The organism is Pseudomonas sp. C7.1 (assembly GCF_056312395.1).
Window position 1 is genome coordinate 432,953 of the sequence record NZ_JBWDTL010000003.1, and the last position, 16,984, is coordinate 449,936.

Here is a 16,984-nt window from a genome sequence, read left to right on the forward strand (position 1 = left end):
GACTGAAAACTGACCCAGGTGTTCAACTGCTTCTGCTCAATTTCTGAGCAGGAGAACACAGGGTGATCAGTATGGAAATGATGGGCAAAATTCGCCGGATGTATTTTCGCGACAAGCTGTCGCTGCATGAGATAACCAAGCGCACCGGGTTGGCGCGCAACACCATTCGCAAATGGGTCAGAGCACCCGAGGCGAAGCAGCCGGCGTACCAGCGCCGGGCGGTATTCAACAAGCTCAGTGCTTTTCACGCCACGCTGGAGCAGGCGCTGAAGGCCGACTCGCTGCGTTCCAAGCAACAGCGGCGCAGTGCCAAGGCGCTGTTGGCGCAAATCAAGGCCGAGGGGTACGACGGTGGCTACAGCCAGCTCACCGCGTTTATCCGTGCCTGGCGCGGGGAGCAGGGCAAGGCGTTGCACGCCTTTGTGCCGCTGACCTTTGCGCTGGGCGAGGCGTTTCAGTTCGACTGGAGCGAAGAGGGTTTGCTGATCGGCGGCATTTACCGGCGTATGCAGGTGGCGCACCTGAAGCTCTGCGCCAGCCGTGCATTCTGGCTGGTGGCTTATCCGAGCCAAGGCCACGAGATGTTGTTCGACGCGCATACGCGCTCGTTCAGCGCCTTGGGCGGCGTGCCGCGCCGGGGTATTTACGACAACATGAAGACGGCCGTCGACAAGGTCAATAAGGGCAAAGGCCGCACGGTGAATGCGCGTTTCGCGGTGATGTGTGCGCACTACCTGTTCGACCCGGACTTCTGCAACGTCGCCTCGGGCTGGGAAAAGGGCATCGTCGAGAAGAACGTGCAAGACAGCCGGCGACGCATCTGGCTCGACGCCCAGGACGGCCAATTTCACTCCTTCGAAGAACTCAATGCCTGGCTCGGCCAGCGCTGCCGCGCACTCTGGAGCGAGCTGGCGCACCCGCAGTACGGCGGGCTCAGTGTGGCCGAGGTGCTGGAGTTGGAGCGGGCCGAAATGATGCCCATGCCCACGGCCTTCGACGGTTACGTCGAGCGTGCGGCGCGGGTTTCCAGTACCTGCCTGGTCAGCGTGGGGCGCAACCGCTACTCGGTGCCCTGTGAGCGCGCCGGCCGGTGGGTCAGCAGCCGCCTGTATCCGACCCGGATTGAGGTGGTGGCCGATGACCTGTTGATTGCCAGCCATGCGCGTTTACTGGATCGCGACCAGGTCAGCTATGACTGGCAGCACTACATCCCGCTGATTGAGCGCAAGCCCGGCGCGCTGCGCAACGGCGCGCCCTTTGCCGATCTGCCAGCGCCGCTGCGTCGGCTCAGGCACGGCCTGGGGCGGCATGCCGGCGGTGACCGGATCATGGCGCAAGTCCTGGCCGCCGTACCGGTCGCCGGGCTCGATGCGGTGCTGGTGGCTGTTGAGCTGGTGCTTGAGAGCGGCAGCCTGAGCGCCGAACACATCCTCAATGTCGTGGCGCGGCTGACATCGAGCGAACCGCCGCCCACCGTCGAAACCCACTTGCCGCTCAAGGAAGCCCCCGTCGCCAACACGGCGCGCTACGACCTCCTGCGTAGCCATGCCGAGGAAATCGGTCATGCGTGATCTTATGGCTGAACTCAAGGAACTGCGCCTGCACGGCATGGCCACTGCCTGGGCGGAGTTGATCGCCCAGGGCGAGTCGGCAACGGCGTCCTCCAGATGGTTGCTCGAACACCTGCTGCAACAGGAGCACACAGATCGCGCCATGCGCTCGGTGAGCCACCAGATGAACATGGCCAAGCTGCCGATGCACCGCGATCTGGCCGGCTTCGACTTCAGCTCCTCCAGCGCCGACGCACGCCTGATCAAAGAGCTGGCCAGCCTGGCCTTTACCGACACCGCCCAGAACCTGGTGCTGATCGGCGGACCGGGCACCGGCAAGACCCACCTGGCCACCGCGCTGGCCGTGTCCGGCATCACCCTGCACGGCAAGCGCGTGCGCTTCTACTCCACGGTTGACCTAGTCAATCTGCTGGAGCGCGAGAAGCACGACGGCAAGGCCGGGCGCATCGCCCAGGCACTGCTGCGCATGGATCTGATCATCCTCGACGAGCTAGGGTATCTGCCCTTCAGCCAGGCCGGTGGTGCTCTGCTGTTTCACCTGCTGTCCAAGCTGTACGAACACACCAGCGTGGTGATCACCACCAACCTGAGCTTCGCCGAATGGTCGAGTGTGTTCGGCGACGCCAAGATGACCACAGCCCTGCTGGATCGGCTGACCCACCACTGCCACATCGTCGAAACGGGCAACGAGTCCTACCGCTTGCAACACAGCAGCTTGGCGGCCCAGGCGAAGATCAAAGCACGCGAACGAAAACCTAAGGGCGACCAGCGGCCGGAGGACGACGAGCCGTTCTGAGCATGTCGAGAGGGTGACCTGCTGCATGACTGCATGTGGCAGGTCTTAAACAACTGAACTGGGCTATCGACGGAGGGGGGATTAAGAGCAGCTGCGCTGATAGACTTATCCACAGTTGCTGATGCAGAAATCAGCAATCCGCCCTGGGTCAAATTTCAATCGGCAGGGTGGGTCAATTTTCCATCAGCGCCAACAGTCTTCGACGATCTCCTGCTTGAAGCCACGGTACTCGATGGCGTCATACATGCGGCCGAGTACGCGAGCGGTGTCTTTCATCGACTCCTTGTGACCGATCTGCGAGGAGTTGGGGTCGATGTAGGTGACATTGGCACCTTGGTCGTAGGCGGCCACTTCGAAGGCGCAGCGGGTACGGGTGGAGGTTTTCTCGAAAATCAGTGCGATGTTCTTGCGTTGCAGGTGCTGTTGTTCGGTGCCGGTGTACTTGGCACGCTTAAGGTCGCGCGCCAGGTCTAGCAGGTAACGCAGCTCGCGGGGGTTGTGGTGCATCAGGCTGAGCAGGTTGCGGTTGTGCATATTGAAAGCCATGGTTCTTTCTCCTTGTGGGCATCTGAAAAGCACCCTGCACGGGTAGTCGCAGGGGCTGGCTTGATAGGGTCTGTTGTCATTTCGCGCACGGCCGCGACGGAGCCAGTTTTTGCGTGGGGCTAGGCGCGAGACGCGAAGTTTGGTCGCCCAAATGAGCCGTCGAGTAACGACGCTCCACGCAAAAACTGGCCCGTCCCTTCGGGTTGCGCGGCAAATTGCGCCATGCGTCGTTGTGGGATTTGGCAAGGGAACGACCATTACCTGCATCCCACGCCTAGCCTGGCGCAATTTGGCGCAGCAACGCGGCTCGCGTCGAAAAGGCAACAGACCCTAATAGTCGATGGGGTCGCGGATGATCGGGCAGGTCATGCAGTGGCCGCCGCCGCGCCCGCGCCCCAGTTCGCTGGCGCTGATGGTGATGACTTCTACGCCGGCCTTGCGCAACAGGGTGTTGGTGTAGGTGTTGCGGTCGTAGCCGACCACTACGCCCGGTTCCAGGCAGACCACGTTGTTGCCGTCGTCCCACTGTTCACGCTCGGCTTCGTAGCTGTCGCCACCGGTCTGCACTACGCGCAGTTTTTTCAAATTGAGGGCTTCGGCAACCACCTCAAGGAAGGGGCGTTCATCGCGGCGCACATCGATGCCGCCTGGGCGACTTTCGTCTGGCCGCAGGATGAAGGACACGATGCCATTCACCACTTCCGGGAAGATGGTCACCAGGTCGCGGTCACAGAAGCTGAACACGGTGTCCAGGTGCATGGCTGCGCGGGATCTGCCCAGGCCGGCCACTATCACCCGCTCTGCTGCGCCCTTGGCGAACAGTGCGCGGGCCACTTGGCTGATGGCCTGATGCGAGGTGCGCTCGCCCATGCCGATCAGAACGGTGCCGTTGCCGATAGGCATCACGTCGCCGCCTTCCAGCGTCGCTGAGCCATGGTCTTTATCCGGGTCGCCGTACCAGATGTCGAACTCTTCGTTCGCAAAGTCCGGGTGGAATTTGTAAATGGCGGTGGCCAGCAGGGTTTCCTGCCGACGGGCCGGCCAGTGCATGGGGTTGAGGGTCACCCCACCATAGATCCAGCAGGTGGTATCGCGGGTGAACTGGGTGTTGGGCAGTGGCGGGAAGATAAAGCTCGATTCGCCCAGGTAGGCGTTGAACATCTTCGCCGCGTCGGAGTCCTTGTGCTTGGCCAGGTCTGCACCGGAGACTCCGCCGATCAGGTACTCAGCGATCCTGCGTGCTTCCAGCCCTTCGATAAAGGAGCGTACCTCGTCCTGCAGGCCCAGGCCGACGCTGTTGGGGTTGATCTTGCGGTCGAGGATCCATTTCAGGGCCTCGGGGTGCTTGACGGTTTCCTCCAGCAGGTTGTGCATCTCCACCACCTCGATGTCGCGTTCGCGCATCTTGGTCATAAAGTCGAAGTGGTCCCGCTTGGCCTGGGATACCCAGATCACGTCATCGAACAGCAGCTCATCGCAGTTGTTCGGGGTCAGGCGCAGGTGTGCCAGGCCTGGCGAGCAGACCATTACCTTGTGCAGTTTGCCGGCTTCGGAATGAACGCCGAGAGCTTTCTTGGACATAGTGAACGCCTTTTCGTCAGAGACTCAGAGTGCCGTCATACAGCCCGTAAGCAGCGAGGGCGGCGCCTATCAGGACGGCGGTGAAGATGATCTTTTCAACGCCGGTGAAGATGGGTTGACCCAGCTCGCGCTTGGCCTTGGCGAATAGCAGAGCGCCAGGGGCATAGAGCAGGGCGGAGAGCAGCAGGTACTGGATGCCACCGGCGTAGAGCAGCCAGATGGCGTAGACCAGGGCAATGCTGCCGATAAACAGGTCTTTTTTACGTTGGCCGGGTGCCTGCTCGTAGCTCTCGCCGCGTACCGTCAGTAGTACGGCATAGGCAGCGGACCACAGATAAGGCACCAGGATCATCGAGGTGGCCAGATACAGCAGGCTGAGGTAGGTGGAGCTGCTGAACAGGGTGATGACCAGAAACAGCTGGATCAGTCCGTTGGTCAGCCACAGTGCGTTGGCCGGCACCTGGTTAGCGTTCTCCTTGCGCAGAAACTCCGGCATGGTGTGGTCGCGTGCGGCGGCGAAGAGAATCTCCGCGCACAACAGGGTCCAGGACAGCAGGGCGCCAGCGAGTGAAACGACCAGGCCGATGGCGATAAATATTGCGCCCCAACGGCCGACCACATGCTCAAGCACGTAGGCCATGGAGGGGTTCTTCAGCCCGGCCAGTTCGGCCTGGTTCATGATGCCCAGCGACAGCATGTTGACCAGCATCAGTAGCATGAGTACGCCAACGAAGCCGATCACGGTGGCCTTGCCAACATCGCTGCGCTTCTCGGCGCGGGCCGAATAGACGCTGGCGCCTTCGATGCCGATAAACACCCAGACGGTGACCAGCATCATGTTGCGCACCTGGGTCATCACGCTGCCCAGGTCCGGGTTGCCCAAGCCCCAGATGTCCGCAGTGAACACCTCAAACTTGAAAGCGATGGCGGCGATAACGATAAACAGCACCAGCGGCACCATCTTGGCGATGGTGGTTACGGTGTTGATGAAAGCCGCTTCCTTGATCCCGCGTAGCACCAAAAAGTGCACGCCCCAGAGCACCAGCGAGGCACCGATTACCGCCGGTACCGTGTTGCCTTCGCCGAACACCGGGAAGAAGTAGCCGAGAGTGGAGAACAGCAGGACGAAGTAACTGACGTTGCCCAGCCAGGCGCTAATCCAGTAGCCCCAGGCCGAGGAGAAACCCATGTAGTCGCCGAAGCCGGCTTTGGCATAGGCGTAGACACCGGAGTCCAGCTCCGGCTTGCGGTTGGCCAGAGTCTGGAAGACGAAGGCCAGGGTCAGCATACCGACTGCGGTGATGGCCCAGCCGATCATTACGGCCCCGGCCCCTGCGCTGGCTGCCATGTTCTGCGGCAGGGAGAAAATCCCGCCGCCGACCATGGAGCCGACCACCAGGGCGACCAGTGCGCCTAGGCGAAGTTTCTGCGTTGAATCAGGCATACCATTTACCACCAAGTCAGTGAATAGCGAGGGTATTGGGCGCGTTTATCTGTGCGACCGTAGTGATATGAATCAATAAGCCGCGATTAGGTATGAGCGCGCGCTTTAATGACAGTCTGGTGGTTGGCCATTTGCCTGGAGTCCTTAGATTTATGGGGTTCCTGACCTCGCCCGGCAAATCTGCGACAATCGCCACCCTCCTGCTCTTCCCCTTCACCCCACCCCGCGATTGCCCGATGACCGAAGCCACGCCCGCCGTTGACCACCTGCTGAAAAACCTCGACCAGACCCTGCTGGGCGACCGTCATCGCTTGCGCCGCCAGTTGCATGAGCTGCGCAAGCAGACGCCCGTGGATGAGGCCAAGCTGGCGCACTGGCTTGAACGCTTCGAGGCATCCCGCGCCAAGGTTGAGGCGCGCCGCCTGAGCGTGCCGGCCATGCGCTACGACGATGCGCTGCCGATTGCCGCCAAGCGCGATGAGATTAAGGCCGCCATCAGCAAACACCAGGTGGTGGTGATCGCAGGGGAAACCGGTTCGGGCAAGACCACCCAGTTGCCGAAGATCTGCCTGGAGCTGGGTCGCGGCGTACATGGTTTGATCGGCCACACCCAGCCGCGCCGTCTGGCCGCACGCAGCGTGGCGACACGGGTGGCGGAGGAGATTGGCACGCCGCTGGGTGAGCTGGTCGGCTATCAGGTGCGTTTCGAGGACCAGAGCAACGAGCGCAGCCTGATCAAACTGATGACCGACGGCATCCTGCTGGCCGAGACCCAGCACGACCGCTACCTGGAAAAGTACGACACCATCATCGTCGACGAAGCCCACGAACGCAGCCTGAACATCGATTTTTTGCTGGGCTTTCTGAAAACCCTGCTGGTGCGCCGCCCGGACCTCAAGCTGATCATCACTTCGGCGACCATCGACCTGCAGCGCTTCTCTGAACATTTCGACGGCGCACCGATTGTCGAAGTGTCCGGGCGCACCTTCCCGGTGGACACCTGGTACCGGCCCCTGGCCGCCGAGCAGGACGAAGACGGCAACCGGGTTGAGGAAGACCTTTCGGTTGACCAGGCAATTCTCGCGACTCTGGATGAAATCAGTGCCTTTGAGAAAAGCGAAGGCAAGCGTCCCGGTGACATCCTGGTCTTCCTGCCCGGTGAACGCGAGATTCGTGACGCCGCTGAAGTGCTGCGCAAGGCCAATCTGCGCCTGACCGAAGTGCTGCCGCTCTATGCGCGCCTGACCCCGGCCGAGCAGCAGAAGATTTTCGCGCCCATGGGCGCGCGCAAGATTGTGCTGGCCACCAACGTGGCGGAAACCTCGCTAACCGTACCCGGCATCCGCTATGTGATCGACTCCGGCACGGCGCGTATCAGCCGCTACAGCTACCGCGCCAAGGTACAGCGCCTGCCCATCGAGGCCGTGTCCCAGGCCAGCGCCAACCAGCGCAAGGGCCGTTGCGGGCGGGTCGAGCCGGGCATCTGTATTCGCCTGTACAGCGAGGAAGATTTCAACGGCCGCCCAGCCTTTACCGACCCGGAAATTCTGCGCACCAACCTGGCGGCGGTGATTCTGCAGATGCTCCATCTGCGCCTGGGTGAAATCGACGCTTTCCCCTTTATCGAACCGCCGGATGGCAAGGCCATCAGCGACGGCTTCAACTTGCTGCAGGAGCTTTCGGCGGTTAACCGCGAGGGCCAACTGACCCCGCTGGGGCGCCAGCTGGCGCGCTTGCCGGTGGACCCACGCCTGGGTCGTATGGTGCTGGAAGGGGCCAAGCAGGGCAGTCTTGAGGAAATCCTGATTATCGCCAGCGCCTTGTCGGTGCAGGATGTGCGCGAGCGCCCCTCCGACCGCCAGCAGGCCGCCGACCAGGCCCATGCGCAGTGGAAGGATGTGGACTCCGACTTCGCCGCGCTGATCAACCTCTGGCGCGGCTTCGAAGAACAGCGCCAGGCCCTCGGCTCCAGTGCGCTGCGCAGTTGGTGCCGGAAGAACTTCCTCAATTACCTGCGCCTGCGCGAATGGCGCGACGCGCACCGCCAGTTGGTGCTGATTACCCGTGATTTGCAGCTCTCGCCGGCTAAGGGCAACGTAGGATGGGTGGAGCGTAGCGATACCCATGCCGGAGCAGATGATGAGTATCGCTCTGCTCAACGCCATCCTACGGGTGACGTCCAGCTATCAGCCGCGCAGAAAGAAAAAGAACTGGCCGAAAAAGACCAAGCCGCACAACGCGCCAAAGGCTACGCCGCCGTACACAAGGCCATTCTCGCCGGCCTGCTGAGTCAGATCGGCCAAAAGACCGAAGACGGTGACTACCTCGGCGCCCGCCAGCGGCGCTTCTGGGTGCACCCGTCCTCGGTGATCGGGCGCAAGAAACCCAGTTGGTTGATGGCCAGTGAACTGGTGGAAACCACCAAGCTGTTTGCCCGCATGGTGGCCAAAATCGAGCCGGACTGGATCGAACCCCTGGCCGGCCACCTGATCAAGAAGAACCACCTGGAACCGCATTGGGAGAAGAAGCGCGGCCAGGTGGTGGCCTATGAGCAAATCAGCCTCTACGGCCTGATCGTGGTCGGTCGCCGCGCTGTGCATTTCGGCCCGATTGACCCGGTGACCTCGCGGGAGCTGTTTATCCGCGAGGGCCTGGTCGGCGGCGAGATGCACAGCCGCGCCAAGTGCCTGACCGCCAACCGCCAGTTGCTGGAAAAACTCGACGAGCTGGAAGCCAAGGCCCGCCGCCGCGACATTCTGGCCGACGATGAAACCCTGTTTGCTTACTACGAGGCGCGTCTGCCGGCAAACATCCACCAGAGCGCGACCTTCGACAGTTGGTACAAAGCCGAAAGCGCGAAGAACTCCCAGCTACTGATCATGCGCGAAGAGGATGTACTCGCCCGTGATGCCAAGGAAGTCACCGCCGCCCAATACCCGGATACCCTGCGCCTGGGCGAGCTGACCTTGCCGCTCACCTATCATTTCGAACCCAATCATCCCCGTGACGGCGTGACCTTGCGCGTACCCGCGCCGCTGTTGCCACAACTGCCGCCGGAGCGCCTGGAATGGTTGGTGCCGGGCCTGCTGGAAGCCAAGTGCATGGCCCTGGTGCGCGGCCTGCCCAAGGCGCTGCGCAAGAACTTTGTACCGGTGCCGGATTTTGTTGGCGCAGCTTTAGGCAAGCTCAGCTTTGCCGACGGCAGCCTGCCCGACGCCCTGGGCCGCGAGCTGACGCGCATGACTGGCACGCGGGTCAGCGAAGAGGCCTGGATGGAGTCCGCCGCGCAGCTTGAAGGCCATCTACGGATGAATATCGAAGTGGTCGACAACCAGGGCAAACCCTTGGGTGAAGGCCGCGACCTGGCCGAGCTGACCGCGCGTTTCAGCGAAGCCACCCAGGCCGGCCTGGCCCTACCGAAAACCGCCAAGAGCCAGCAACCAGTGGAGGCCAAGGCCTTTAGCGAAGTGGCGGCCAAGACCCAGCAACAGGTGGCCGGCCTGTCCATGACCGTTTACCCGGCGCTGGTGGAAGAGGCGGGCGTGGTCAAGGAAGGGCGCTTCCCAACCTTGGCCGAAGCCGAGTTCCAGCACCGCCGCGCGCTGCAGCGTTTACTGCTGCAGCAACTGGCTGAGCAGGCGAAATTCCTGCGCGGCAAATTGCCGGGGCTGACCGAGCTGGCGTTGCTCTATCGCGACATGGGCCGGGTCGATGCCTTGGTCGAAGACATCCTGCTGGCCAGCCTCGATAACTGCATCCTTGAAGGCACTGAGCCTTTACCGCGTAACGGTGCGGGTCTGGCTGCCCTGGCCGAACGCAAGCGTGGCGACTGGACCGGCGAGGCCGAGCGTCTGGCCAAGCTGACCCTGGAAATTCTCAAGCTTTGGCACGGCCTGCAAAAGCGCTTCAAAGGCAAGATCGACCTGGCCCAGGCCATGGCGCTGAATGACATCAAGCTGCAACTGAGCAACCTGGTGTATCCCGGTTTCGTCCGCGAAACCCCGGCGCAGTGGCTCAAGGAAGTGCCGCGTTATCTCAAGGCCATCGAGCAACGCCTGGACAAGATCGCCGGCCAGGTGCAGCGCGACCGCGTATGGAGCGGCGAGCTGGCGGGCTACTGGGAGCAATACCAGGCGCGCCTGGGCAAACACAGCCAGGAAGGCAAACGCGACCCGCAACTGGTTTTGTATCGCTGGCTGCTGGAGGAATACCGCGTATCGCTGTTCGCCCAGCAACTGGGCACCAAGCTGCCGGTGTCGGACAAGCGCCTGAGCAAGCAGTGGAGCAGCGTCGAGGCTTGAGTGAGAAAAAGGGCTGCTGGCCTATGTGCCGGGCCTGGCGCTAGCCGCGTGCGAGAAAACCCTGCGCTGGGACGATGATCCGCCCTTCAGCATGCAGGCAGACGATGGCGCGGTGGTTGGTATCGACGTTGAAATCAACCGCGCGGCACTGGCCCGTGTGGGCTGCCAAACCAAACTGCGCAAATTGCCTTGGGCGCGGGCGCTCAAGGAACTGGAGCTGGGTCGGCTGGATATTCTGCCAGGCGCCTTCCGCCGGCCAGAGCGCGAGGTGTATGCGCATTTTTCCGGCCCGGTGCTGCCGCCATCGCGCAATATTCTGTTTATGCATGCGCAGGCCATGCAGCGTTGGCCGGCTACGCGACTGCTAGAGCTGCAGCACAGCGAGTTCCGCCTGGGCGCGCAGATTAGCGTGGCCTACGGCGCGGACTACGAACAGCTGATGCGTGATCCGGCCTTTGCCGCGCGGGTATCGATAGTCGCCAATCGCACTAGCCTCTGGCACATGGTCGGCAAGGGCCGTATCGATGGCGTGATTGCCGACGAAAACACGGGCACCTACGAAATCCTGCGGATTCCGCGCTGACTCGGACACCCATTCCACGCACATCCGGACAGTGATTCCACGCTGATCCGGACACCCATTCCACGAGCATCCGGACACTGATTCCACAGCCATCCGGACACTTTCTGGCAGGCAGCTACGCAGGATTTATTCACTACCATTGGCCTCTTTTTCGAAGCAGAGAGGTCGTCGTGGAGCGTTTATCCATGCGTAAAATCCGTGAAGTGTTGCGCCTCAAGTTCGATTGCGGGCTGTCTGTCCGTAAGATCTCCCGCAGTCTGGGCATAGGTCACAGCAGTGCCGGTGATTACCTTTGCCGATTCACGGCCTGCGGCCTCTCCTGGCCGCTCCCTACTGAGTTGTCCGACGCCGAGCTGGAGCGGCGCCTGTTCCCGCCACCGCCGGAGATCCCCTCTGAGCAACGACCAACTCCCGACTGGGCCTGGGTGCATGCCGAGCTGCGCCGACCAGGCGTGACCCTGGCGCTGCTCTGGCAGGAGTATCGGCTGGGCCAGCCACAGGGCTTCCAGTACAGCTGGTTCTGCGACCACTACCGGACCTGGCAGGGCAAACTGGATGTGGTGATGCGCCAGGAGCACCGCGTCGGCGAGAAGCTGTTCGTCGACTATGCCGGCCAGACGGTGCCGGTGATCGACCGGCACAGCGGCGAGATCCGTCAGGCGCAGGTGTTCGTCGCGGTGCTCGGTGCCTCCAGCTACACCTTCGCCGAGGCCACCTGGTCGCAGCAGTTGCCCGACTGGCTGGGCTCCCATGCCCGCTGCTTCGCCTTCCTCGGCGGGGTACCGGAGATCGTGGTGCCGGACAACCTGCGCAGTGCGGTGAGCAAGGCCCATCGCTACGAACCGGACATCAACCCCAGTTACCGCGATCTGGCCGAGCACTATGGTGTGGCGGTGGTGCCGGCGCGGGCCCGTAAGCCGCGCGACAAGGCCAAGGCCGAGGTCGGCGTGCAGGTGGTCGAGCGCTGGATCCTCGCCGCCTTGCGCCATCGCCAGTTCTTCTCCCTGGACGAACTCAACCGGGCCATCGCCGTGCTGCTGGAGCGACTCAACCAACGGCCGTTCAAGAAGCTACCGGGCTCCCGGCAATCGGCCTTCGCCAGCCTGGATCGCCCGGCCCTGCGCCCGCTGCCGGAGCAGCCCTACGTCTATGCCGAGTGGAAGAAGGCGCGGGTGCATATCGACTACCACGTCGAGGTCGATGGGCATTACTACTCGGTGCCCTACCAGTTGGTGAAGAAGCAGCTGGAGGTGCGTCTGACGGCCCGCACCGTGGAGTGCTTCCACGCCAACCAGCGGGTGGCCAGCCACGTACGCTCCCTGCACAAAGGCCGGCACAGCACGCAGACCGAGCACATGCCCAAGAGCCATCGCGAGCATGCCGAGTGGACGCCTCAACGGCTGATCCGCTGGGCCGAGCAGACCGGCCCGAACACCGCCGGCGTAATCAGCCACATCCTCGAACGGCGCGTGCATCCGCAGCATGGCTACCGCGCTTGCCTGGGCATCCTGCGCCTGGGCAAGCACCACGGCGAAGAACGGCTGGAAGCCGCCTGCCAGCGCGCCCTAAGCCTCGGTGCCTGTAGCTACAAAAGCCTCGAATCGATTCTGCGCCAAGGCCTGGAAAACCTGCCGCTGGCTCAACAGAACCTACCCCTACTACCGGACGACCACGCCAACCTGCGCGGCCCCGGCTACTACCACTGAACAAAGGAATCCCACCATGCTGCCTCACCCGACCCTGGACAAGCTGCAAACCCTGCGCCTGCACGGCATGCTCAAAGCCCTCGCCGAGCAACTGAAAACACCCGACATCGACAGCCTGAGCTTCGAAGAACGCCTCGGCCTGTTGGTCGATCGCGAGCTGACCGAGCGCGACGACAAGCGCCTGAGCAACCGCCTACGCCAGGCCCGGCTCAAGCACAACGCCTGCCTCGAAGACATCGACTACCGCGCCCCGCGCGGGCTGGACAAGGCGCTGATCCTGCAACTGCGCAGCGGCCAGTGGCTGCGCGACGGCCTCAACCTGATCATCGGCGGCCCCACCGGCGTCGGCAAAACCTGGCTGGCCTGCGCCCTGGCCCACCAGGCCTGCCGGGACGGCTGCAGCGTGCGCTATCTGCGCCTGCCACGGCTGCTGGAAGAACTGGGCCTGGCACATGGCGACGGCCGCTTCGTCAAGCTGATGAGCAGCTACGCCAAGACCGACCTGCTGATCCTCGATGACTGGGGCCTGGCACCGTTCACCAACGAACAGCGCCGCGACATGCTGGAGCTGCTGGACGACCGCTACGGCCAACGCTCAACCATCGTGACCAGTCAGATGCCGGTGGACAACTGGCACGAACTGATCGGCGATCCGACCCTGGCCGACGCCATCCTCGACCGCCTGGTGCACAACGCCTACCGGATCAACCTGAAGGGAGAGTCGATGCGCAGGCGGGCGAAGAAATTGACGACGCCGGGCACCTCAGACTAACAATGCATATCCTGCGTCGCTGCGCTCCGACTGCCTGTCCGGATGACCGTGGAACAGGTGTCCGGATCAGCGTGGGCTGAGTGTCCGAATGGCGTGGAATCCGCAAAATCCAGCAGCTCGGCCTTAGCGACCGGATCAAACCAACGGCTGTGGTGGTGTCCAGCGATGCGGCAGAAGTGGCGTTTAGCAAAGCCTCAAATGATGAAGCCTTTGTCCAGGCCTATTCTGATGCGCTGCGTGAACTGGTGGTGGATGGCAGATATGCGCGGATTGTGCAGCGTTACGTAAACCCCTAGGGCGAGCATCGTTAGGCACTGCGCCTGACCACGTTGCTTCACTGTGCGCACGAGCTATTGCCACGTTTCCAGAACTGAAACCGAGTGAGCAGACGTGGGTCTTGGTAGCAAAAACAAAAGCACTCATACGCGCAGCGATACATGAAGCTCGATGAGCAATCGATGACCGACTTTTCCTATAAAAGTGTTCGTCTTGGGCCGATTGCTTCCTATTGATAGGGTTGCAATCGGCCAATAACAGCCCTTCACAACAGTTAATTTCGAGCCAATACGGGCACTCACTGGGCTTGTGTCGTCTCGGGCGGTTGTTACCTGCAGCGTCTTAAAAAAAAGCCCTCGGTGTTTAAGCACCGGGGCTTGTTCAACTAATTGCGTTACCTGGTGTTAACACTTTCCGGGGTGTCTTCGTCACCAAGGATGAGTCGTTAAGCAGGCGGTATATCACTTTATTTGAAGGTCAACACGTCGCGGGTCAGATCGTCGACTACCGATTTCAGATCGTCTGCGGTTATCGCCTGGCTATTATTACTCAGGGTTTTACCAAAGCCCTTGCGAACGACGCGCAACATGGTTTTACCGGTGGTGGTGTCGACCAACTCTGCTTCCAGATACAGCTCGGTGTTCTGGTCACGCGCGCCGCTGGCGGTCATTGCACCTGCGAGCACCAAAGCGACCGGAATGATTTCATACGGCTTGAGGCCCTCGGTGCTGGCCGTGACGCCGGTAATGGCACCACGGAAAGCCAGAGTGCCTGGGCCAGCACTGAAGCCTACTGGCTTTAAGCGGCTGAACATGGCCTTAGACAAGTGGCTATTTGTGTAGTCCAACACGTCCTGTAACGTTTTTCGACTGAGGCGTTCAGTAGGCAGCGGCTCAGGATGGAAGCGCACCGGCTGGTAGATAATGTTTTGATAGTTGGCCAGATCGAAGCCCGGATCGACCCAACGCAAAACAGTGCTGCCACCGCTGGTCTTGGTAGAACTCAAGCCCTCATAGCTGGACAAAAAGCCCGAGTATTGTGATTGATTAGCCGTTTTAGTCGTACAACCGCTAAGAGCTACAGCTGCAGCCAGCAGGCCACCCACCATCAACTTTGTTGTTTTCATCGATACCGCTCCATGTGTGTGGACAGACTTCGTGTGAGAAAGATAAATCAATAACTGGCCGCCTTGGGTGCTGACGGCCGTCATACCGGTGATGCATTAACGGGGAAACAATAAGGTGACAGCCGCGCGGAAGCCCCATCCATCCGCACCGTTTTCCGTACTGTCGACCCAGTAACGCGGCCCCACCTGGATACTCAAAGGCTGGCCACCTAATTTGAGTAGCTGAGTAACGCTCAGGTTAACTGGCACCGACCACTCTTTAGCCTGCCAGTCATAGGAGGACTCGGTGTTAATACCAAACGTGGTGTAGGTGGATGTTGTGTAAGACAAGAACGGCTGAAGAAAACTTGCATTGATCTTTTCTCGGCCATCGGCCGGGCTGCCTTCTAAAGACCATAAATGGTTAGCCAGCGCGCCGTAGGTCCAGCCGTTAGATTGTTTTAACGTCACAGCCGTAGGGCCAGCCGCCCACTGATCGTTGGTCAATAGATCATCGCTGCCTGTAGGCATCAGAAAAACCGGGCCGGCACCCCAAATCCAACCGTTTTCGGTTTTCGCTTTGGGGGAGAAAAACAGGCTCTGCGTGACGTCACCCACGCCTGACTTATCCGCCAGGCCATTGGGTGCAAGGCTGCGCTGGTCAATCACTGGCAGGATGGTGCGTGAAATCAGATTCCATTCTTCATTGATGGAAAACGGCAATACCGGTTGGATATTCGTTACCGTCTGAATACCGTCGTTGGTTGGCCCTAGACTCTGGTTCCAGTTGAACTGGATGGGCAGGCTGTAGAGCGCGGCAATTGGGTTCTGAGTTTTCTTCGCAAGCTCTGCCGTGTCGTCAGCCAGCCCGACGCTGGCCCATAGGCAGAGGCATATCCCTGCAAGTTGCTTTGACTTCACTATTACTGCTCCTTTTTATAGTTGGCCTGCTGGCTCTTGGCAGCGCAGGTATTGTTCAGCTTAAGAAAATCAGAAACGCCACGTCGCACTGGCGCTCACAGCCTGGATCCACGCATCTTCAATCTCGCCAGAGACGCGTTTAGGGTCGTTAAGCGGCAATTGCTTCTGCTGGTCGATTTTCATATCGCCCATCCAGACCAAGGCATAGCTCAGGTTCAGGTCTGTTTGCTGATCCAAAGCATAGGTCAGGCCTGTGCCAAAGCGCCACGTTGAGCCTAGCGGCATAGTAAAGGTGCGGTCTGAATCACTGACCGGGGAGCTGTCATAAGCTATGCCCAGGCTCCACAGTAATTGTCGGTTAGCCTGATACTGGGTACCGAGAGAGACGTGCCAAGTGTCCTTGAAATTTGCATCGGCGGTGCCCGACATAGGCTTGCCGCTGTCTATCTGCACGCCCACTTGGCCAAAACTCGACCAGTCTTGCCAGTTAGCGCTCACCAGCACGGCCCAGCGTTCATCGAGGGCGTGATAGAGGCTTAGGGTCAGGGTCTGCGGCACATTCATGGTCAGCTTGGTTTCTGCGCCCAGAATACCGGCCGCTTGCAGCCTGTTAGTCACCAGCGGACCCAAGCCTTCTGGTGAAAAAGCGTCCTCAAACTCCAGCTCAATTTCACTGGCATAGTTCAGGCCGATGCGGGTGCCTTGCCAGGGCTGATAGATGACGCCGAGGTTGGCACCAAAGCCCCAGTCGTGGCTTTTGTATGTCATCGAACCGTCATCGCCACTGCGAATGTCGAGAGGTGTGTTGTCGACGGCGAGTTGCGCATCGAGCATTGCGTACATCGCGCGCAGCCCTAAACCCAGCGACCATTGATCGTTAAAGCGATAGGCCACGCTGGGCTGTAGGGTCAGACCCAACAGCTCGTCGTTCTGGATGAAGTAGCGCCCTGACCAGTCATTCTCATAATCGAGACCTAAGCCAAAGTCGCCATAGCTGGCAAAGCCCACATGCCAGTGTTCGTCGAGTTGCTGGGTAACGAACAGGCTACCGCCGGGCACCCATTCCATGAGCGTTCCGCTATCGCGCCCAGCGATATTGCTGTTGGCATCCTGACTAAATTCTAAGTTGCTATGGAGCAGTTGCAGGCCGCCACTGATTTGAGTGCCCGGCAAGTAGCTCATGCCAGCGACGTTGCTGGCCAGGGTGCCGGGGTTCTGCGCACGTGCCGCCGCACCAGCATTCGCTAACCCTGCGTTGTCATTAGCTAATTCGTACAGAAATAGGCCGCTAGCCATAACCTGCGTGGTCGTCAGCACCCCAGCGAGAATGCCGAGCTGTCCACCCCGGACAATTATCTTGTACATGTCAAAGCTCCTTAGCA

General features: G+C 60.9%; 12 protein-coding genes and 1 pseudogene. 7 read left to right on the forward strand and 6 right to left on the reverse strand.

What is annotated here, in order from left to right:
* Positions 1-71: 71 nt before the first annotated feature.
* Together istA (AC0T4W_RS05320) and istB (AC0T4W_RS05325) are read left to right on the forward strand one after the other, a co-directional pair.
* Entirely contained in the window at positions 72-1,571 is a 1,500-nt protein-coding gene (gene istA / locus AC0T4W_RS05320) for an IS21 family transposase (protein WP_476315011.1), read from the forward strand.
* Positions 1,564-2,367, forward strand: coding sequence for an IS21-like element ISPst3 family helper ATPase IstB (gene istB / locus AC0T4W_RS05325; RefSeq protein WP_476314408.1), 804 nt, complete (start codon positions 1,564-1,566; stop codon positions 2,365-2,367). The genes istA (AC0T4W_RS05320) and istB (AC0T4W_RS05325) overlap by 8 nt, the downstream gene beginning before the upstream one ends.
* 195 nt (positions 2,368-2,562) lie before the next feature.
* On the opposite strand, the pseudogene AC0T4W_RS05330 reads toward istB (AC0T4W_RS05325), so the two are convergent.
* From AC0T4W_RS05330 to arcD, 3 genes and pseudogenes are all read right to left on the reverse strand, one after another.
* Positions 2,563-2,913, reverse strand: a pseudogene (locus AC0T4W_RS05330) (Rossmann-fold NAD(P)-binding domain-containing protein); the annotation flags it as partial.
* 330 nt (positions 2,914-3,243) lie between these two features.
* On the reverse strand, positions 3,244-4,494 hold the full coding sequence (arcA, locus tag AC0T4W_RS05335; protein WP_476317064.1) for an arginine deiminase: 1,251 nt from the start codon (positions 4,492-4,494) through the stop codon (positions 3,244-3,246).
* Between the two features lie 16 nt (positions 4,495-4,510).
* A complete protein-coding gene (arcD, locus tag AC0T4W_RS05340; RefSeq protein ID WP_476317066.1) occupies positions 4,511-5,938 on the reverse strand; it encodes an arginine-ornithine antiporter in 1,428 nt (475 codons plus the stop codon).
* A gap of 236 nt (positions 5,939-6,174) precedes the next feature.
* On the opposite strand from arcD, the gene hrpA reads away from it, so the two are divergent.
* The 5 genes from hrpA to AC0T4W_RS05365 all read left to right on the forward strand — a co-directional run bounded on the left by hrpA (position 6,175) and on the right by AC0T4W_RS05365 (position 13,596).
* Positions 6,175-10,239, forward strand: a complete 4,065-nt coding sequence (gene hrpA, locus AC0T4W_RS05345) for an ATP-dependent RNA helicase HrpA (RefSeq protein WP_476323476.1) — start codon at positions 6,175-6,177, stop codon at positions 10,237-10,239.
* Positions 10,240-10,264: 25 nt separating this feature from the next.
* The gene (locus AC0T4W_RS05350; protein ID WP_476317070.1) at positions 10,265-10,822 is read left to right on the forward strand and encodes a substrate-binding periplasmic protein; all 558 of its coding nucleotides are present in this window, start codon (positions 10,265-10,267) and stop codon (positions 10,820-10,822) included.
* A gap of 185 nt (positions 10,823-11,007) precedes the next feature.
* Entirely contained in the window at positions 11,008-12,528 is a 1,521-nt protein-coding gene (gene istA / locus AC0T4W_RS05355) for an IS21 family transposase (protein ID WP_476317073.1), read from the forward strand.
* Between the two features lie 16 nt (positions 12,529-12,544).
* Entirely contained in the window at positions 12,545-13,300 is a 756-nt protein-coding gene (gene istB / locus AC0T4W_RS05360; protein WP_476316371.1) for an IS21-like element helper ATPase IstB, read from the forward strand.
* Between the two features lie 80 nt (positions 13,301-13,380).
* Positions 13,381-13,596 (forward strand): hypothetical protein, encoded by a 216-nt coding sequence (locus tag AC0T4W_RS05365; protein WP_476317076.1) that lies wholly within the window; start codon positions 13,381-13,383, stop codon positions 13,594-13,596.
* A gap of 446 nt (positions 13,597-14,042) precedes the next feature.
* Here the strand turns inward: AC0T4W_RS05365 and AC0T4W_RS05370 are convergent, their stop codons facing one another.
* The 3 genes from AC0T4W_RS05370 to AC0T4W_RS05380 form a co-directional block, all read right to left on the reverse strand.
* Entirely contained in the window at positions 14,043-14,702 is a 660-nt protein-coding gene (locus AC0T4W_RS05370) for a DUF3313 domain-containing protein (RefSeq protein WP_476317079.1), read from the reverse strand.
* 96 nt (positions 14,703-14,798) lie between these two features.
* Positions 14,799-15,605 carry a transporter gene (locus AC0T4W_RS05375; RefSeq protein WP_476323479.1) on the reverse strand — a complete coding sequence of 269 codons (807 nt, stop codon included), beginning with the start codon at positions 15,603-15,605 and terminating at the stop codon, positions 14,799-14,801.
* Positions 15,606-15,671: 66 nt separating this feature from the next.
* Positions 15,672-16,967 carry an OmpP1/FadL family transporter gene (locus AC0T4W_RS05380; protein ID WP_476317082.1) on the reverse strand — a complete coding sequence of 432 codons (1,296 nt, stop codon included), beginning with the start codon at positions 16,965-16,967 and terminating at the stop codon, positions 15,672-15,674.
* Between the last annotated feature and the right edge of the window lie 17 nt (positions 16,968-16,984).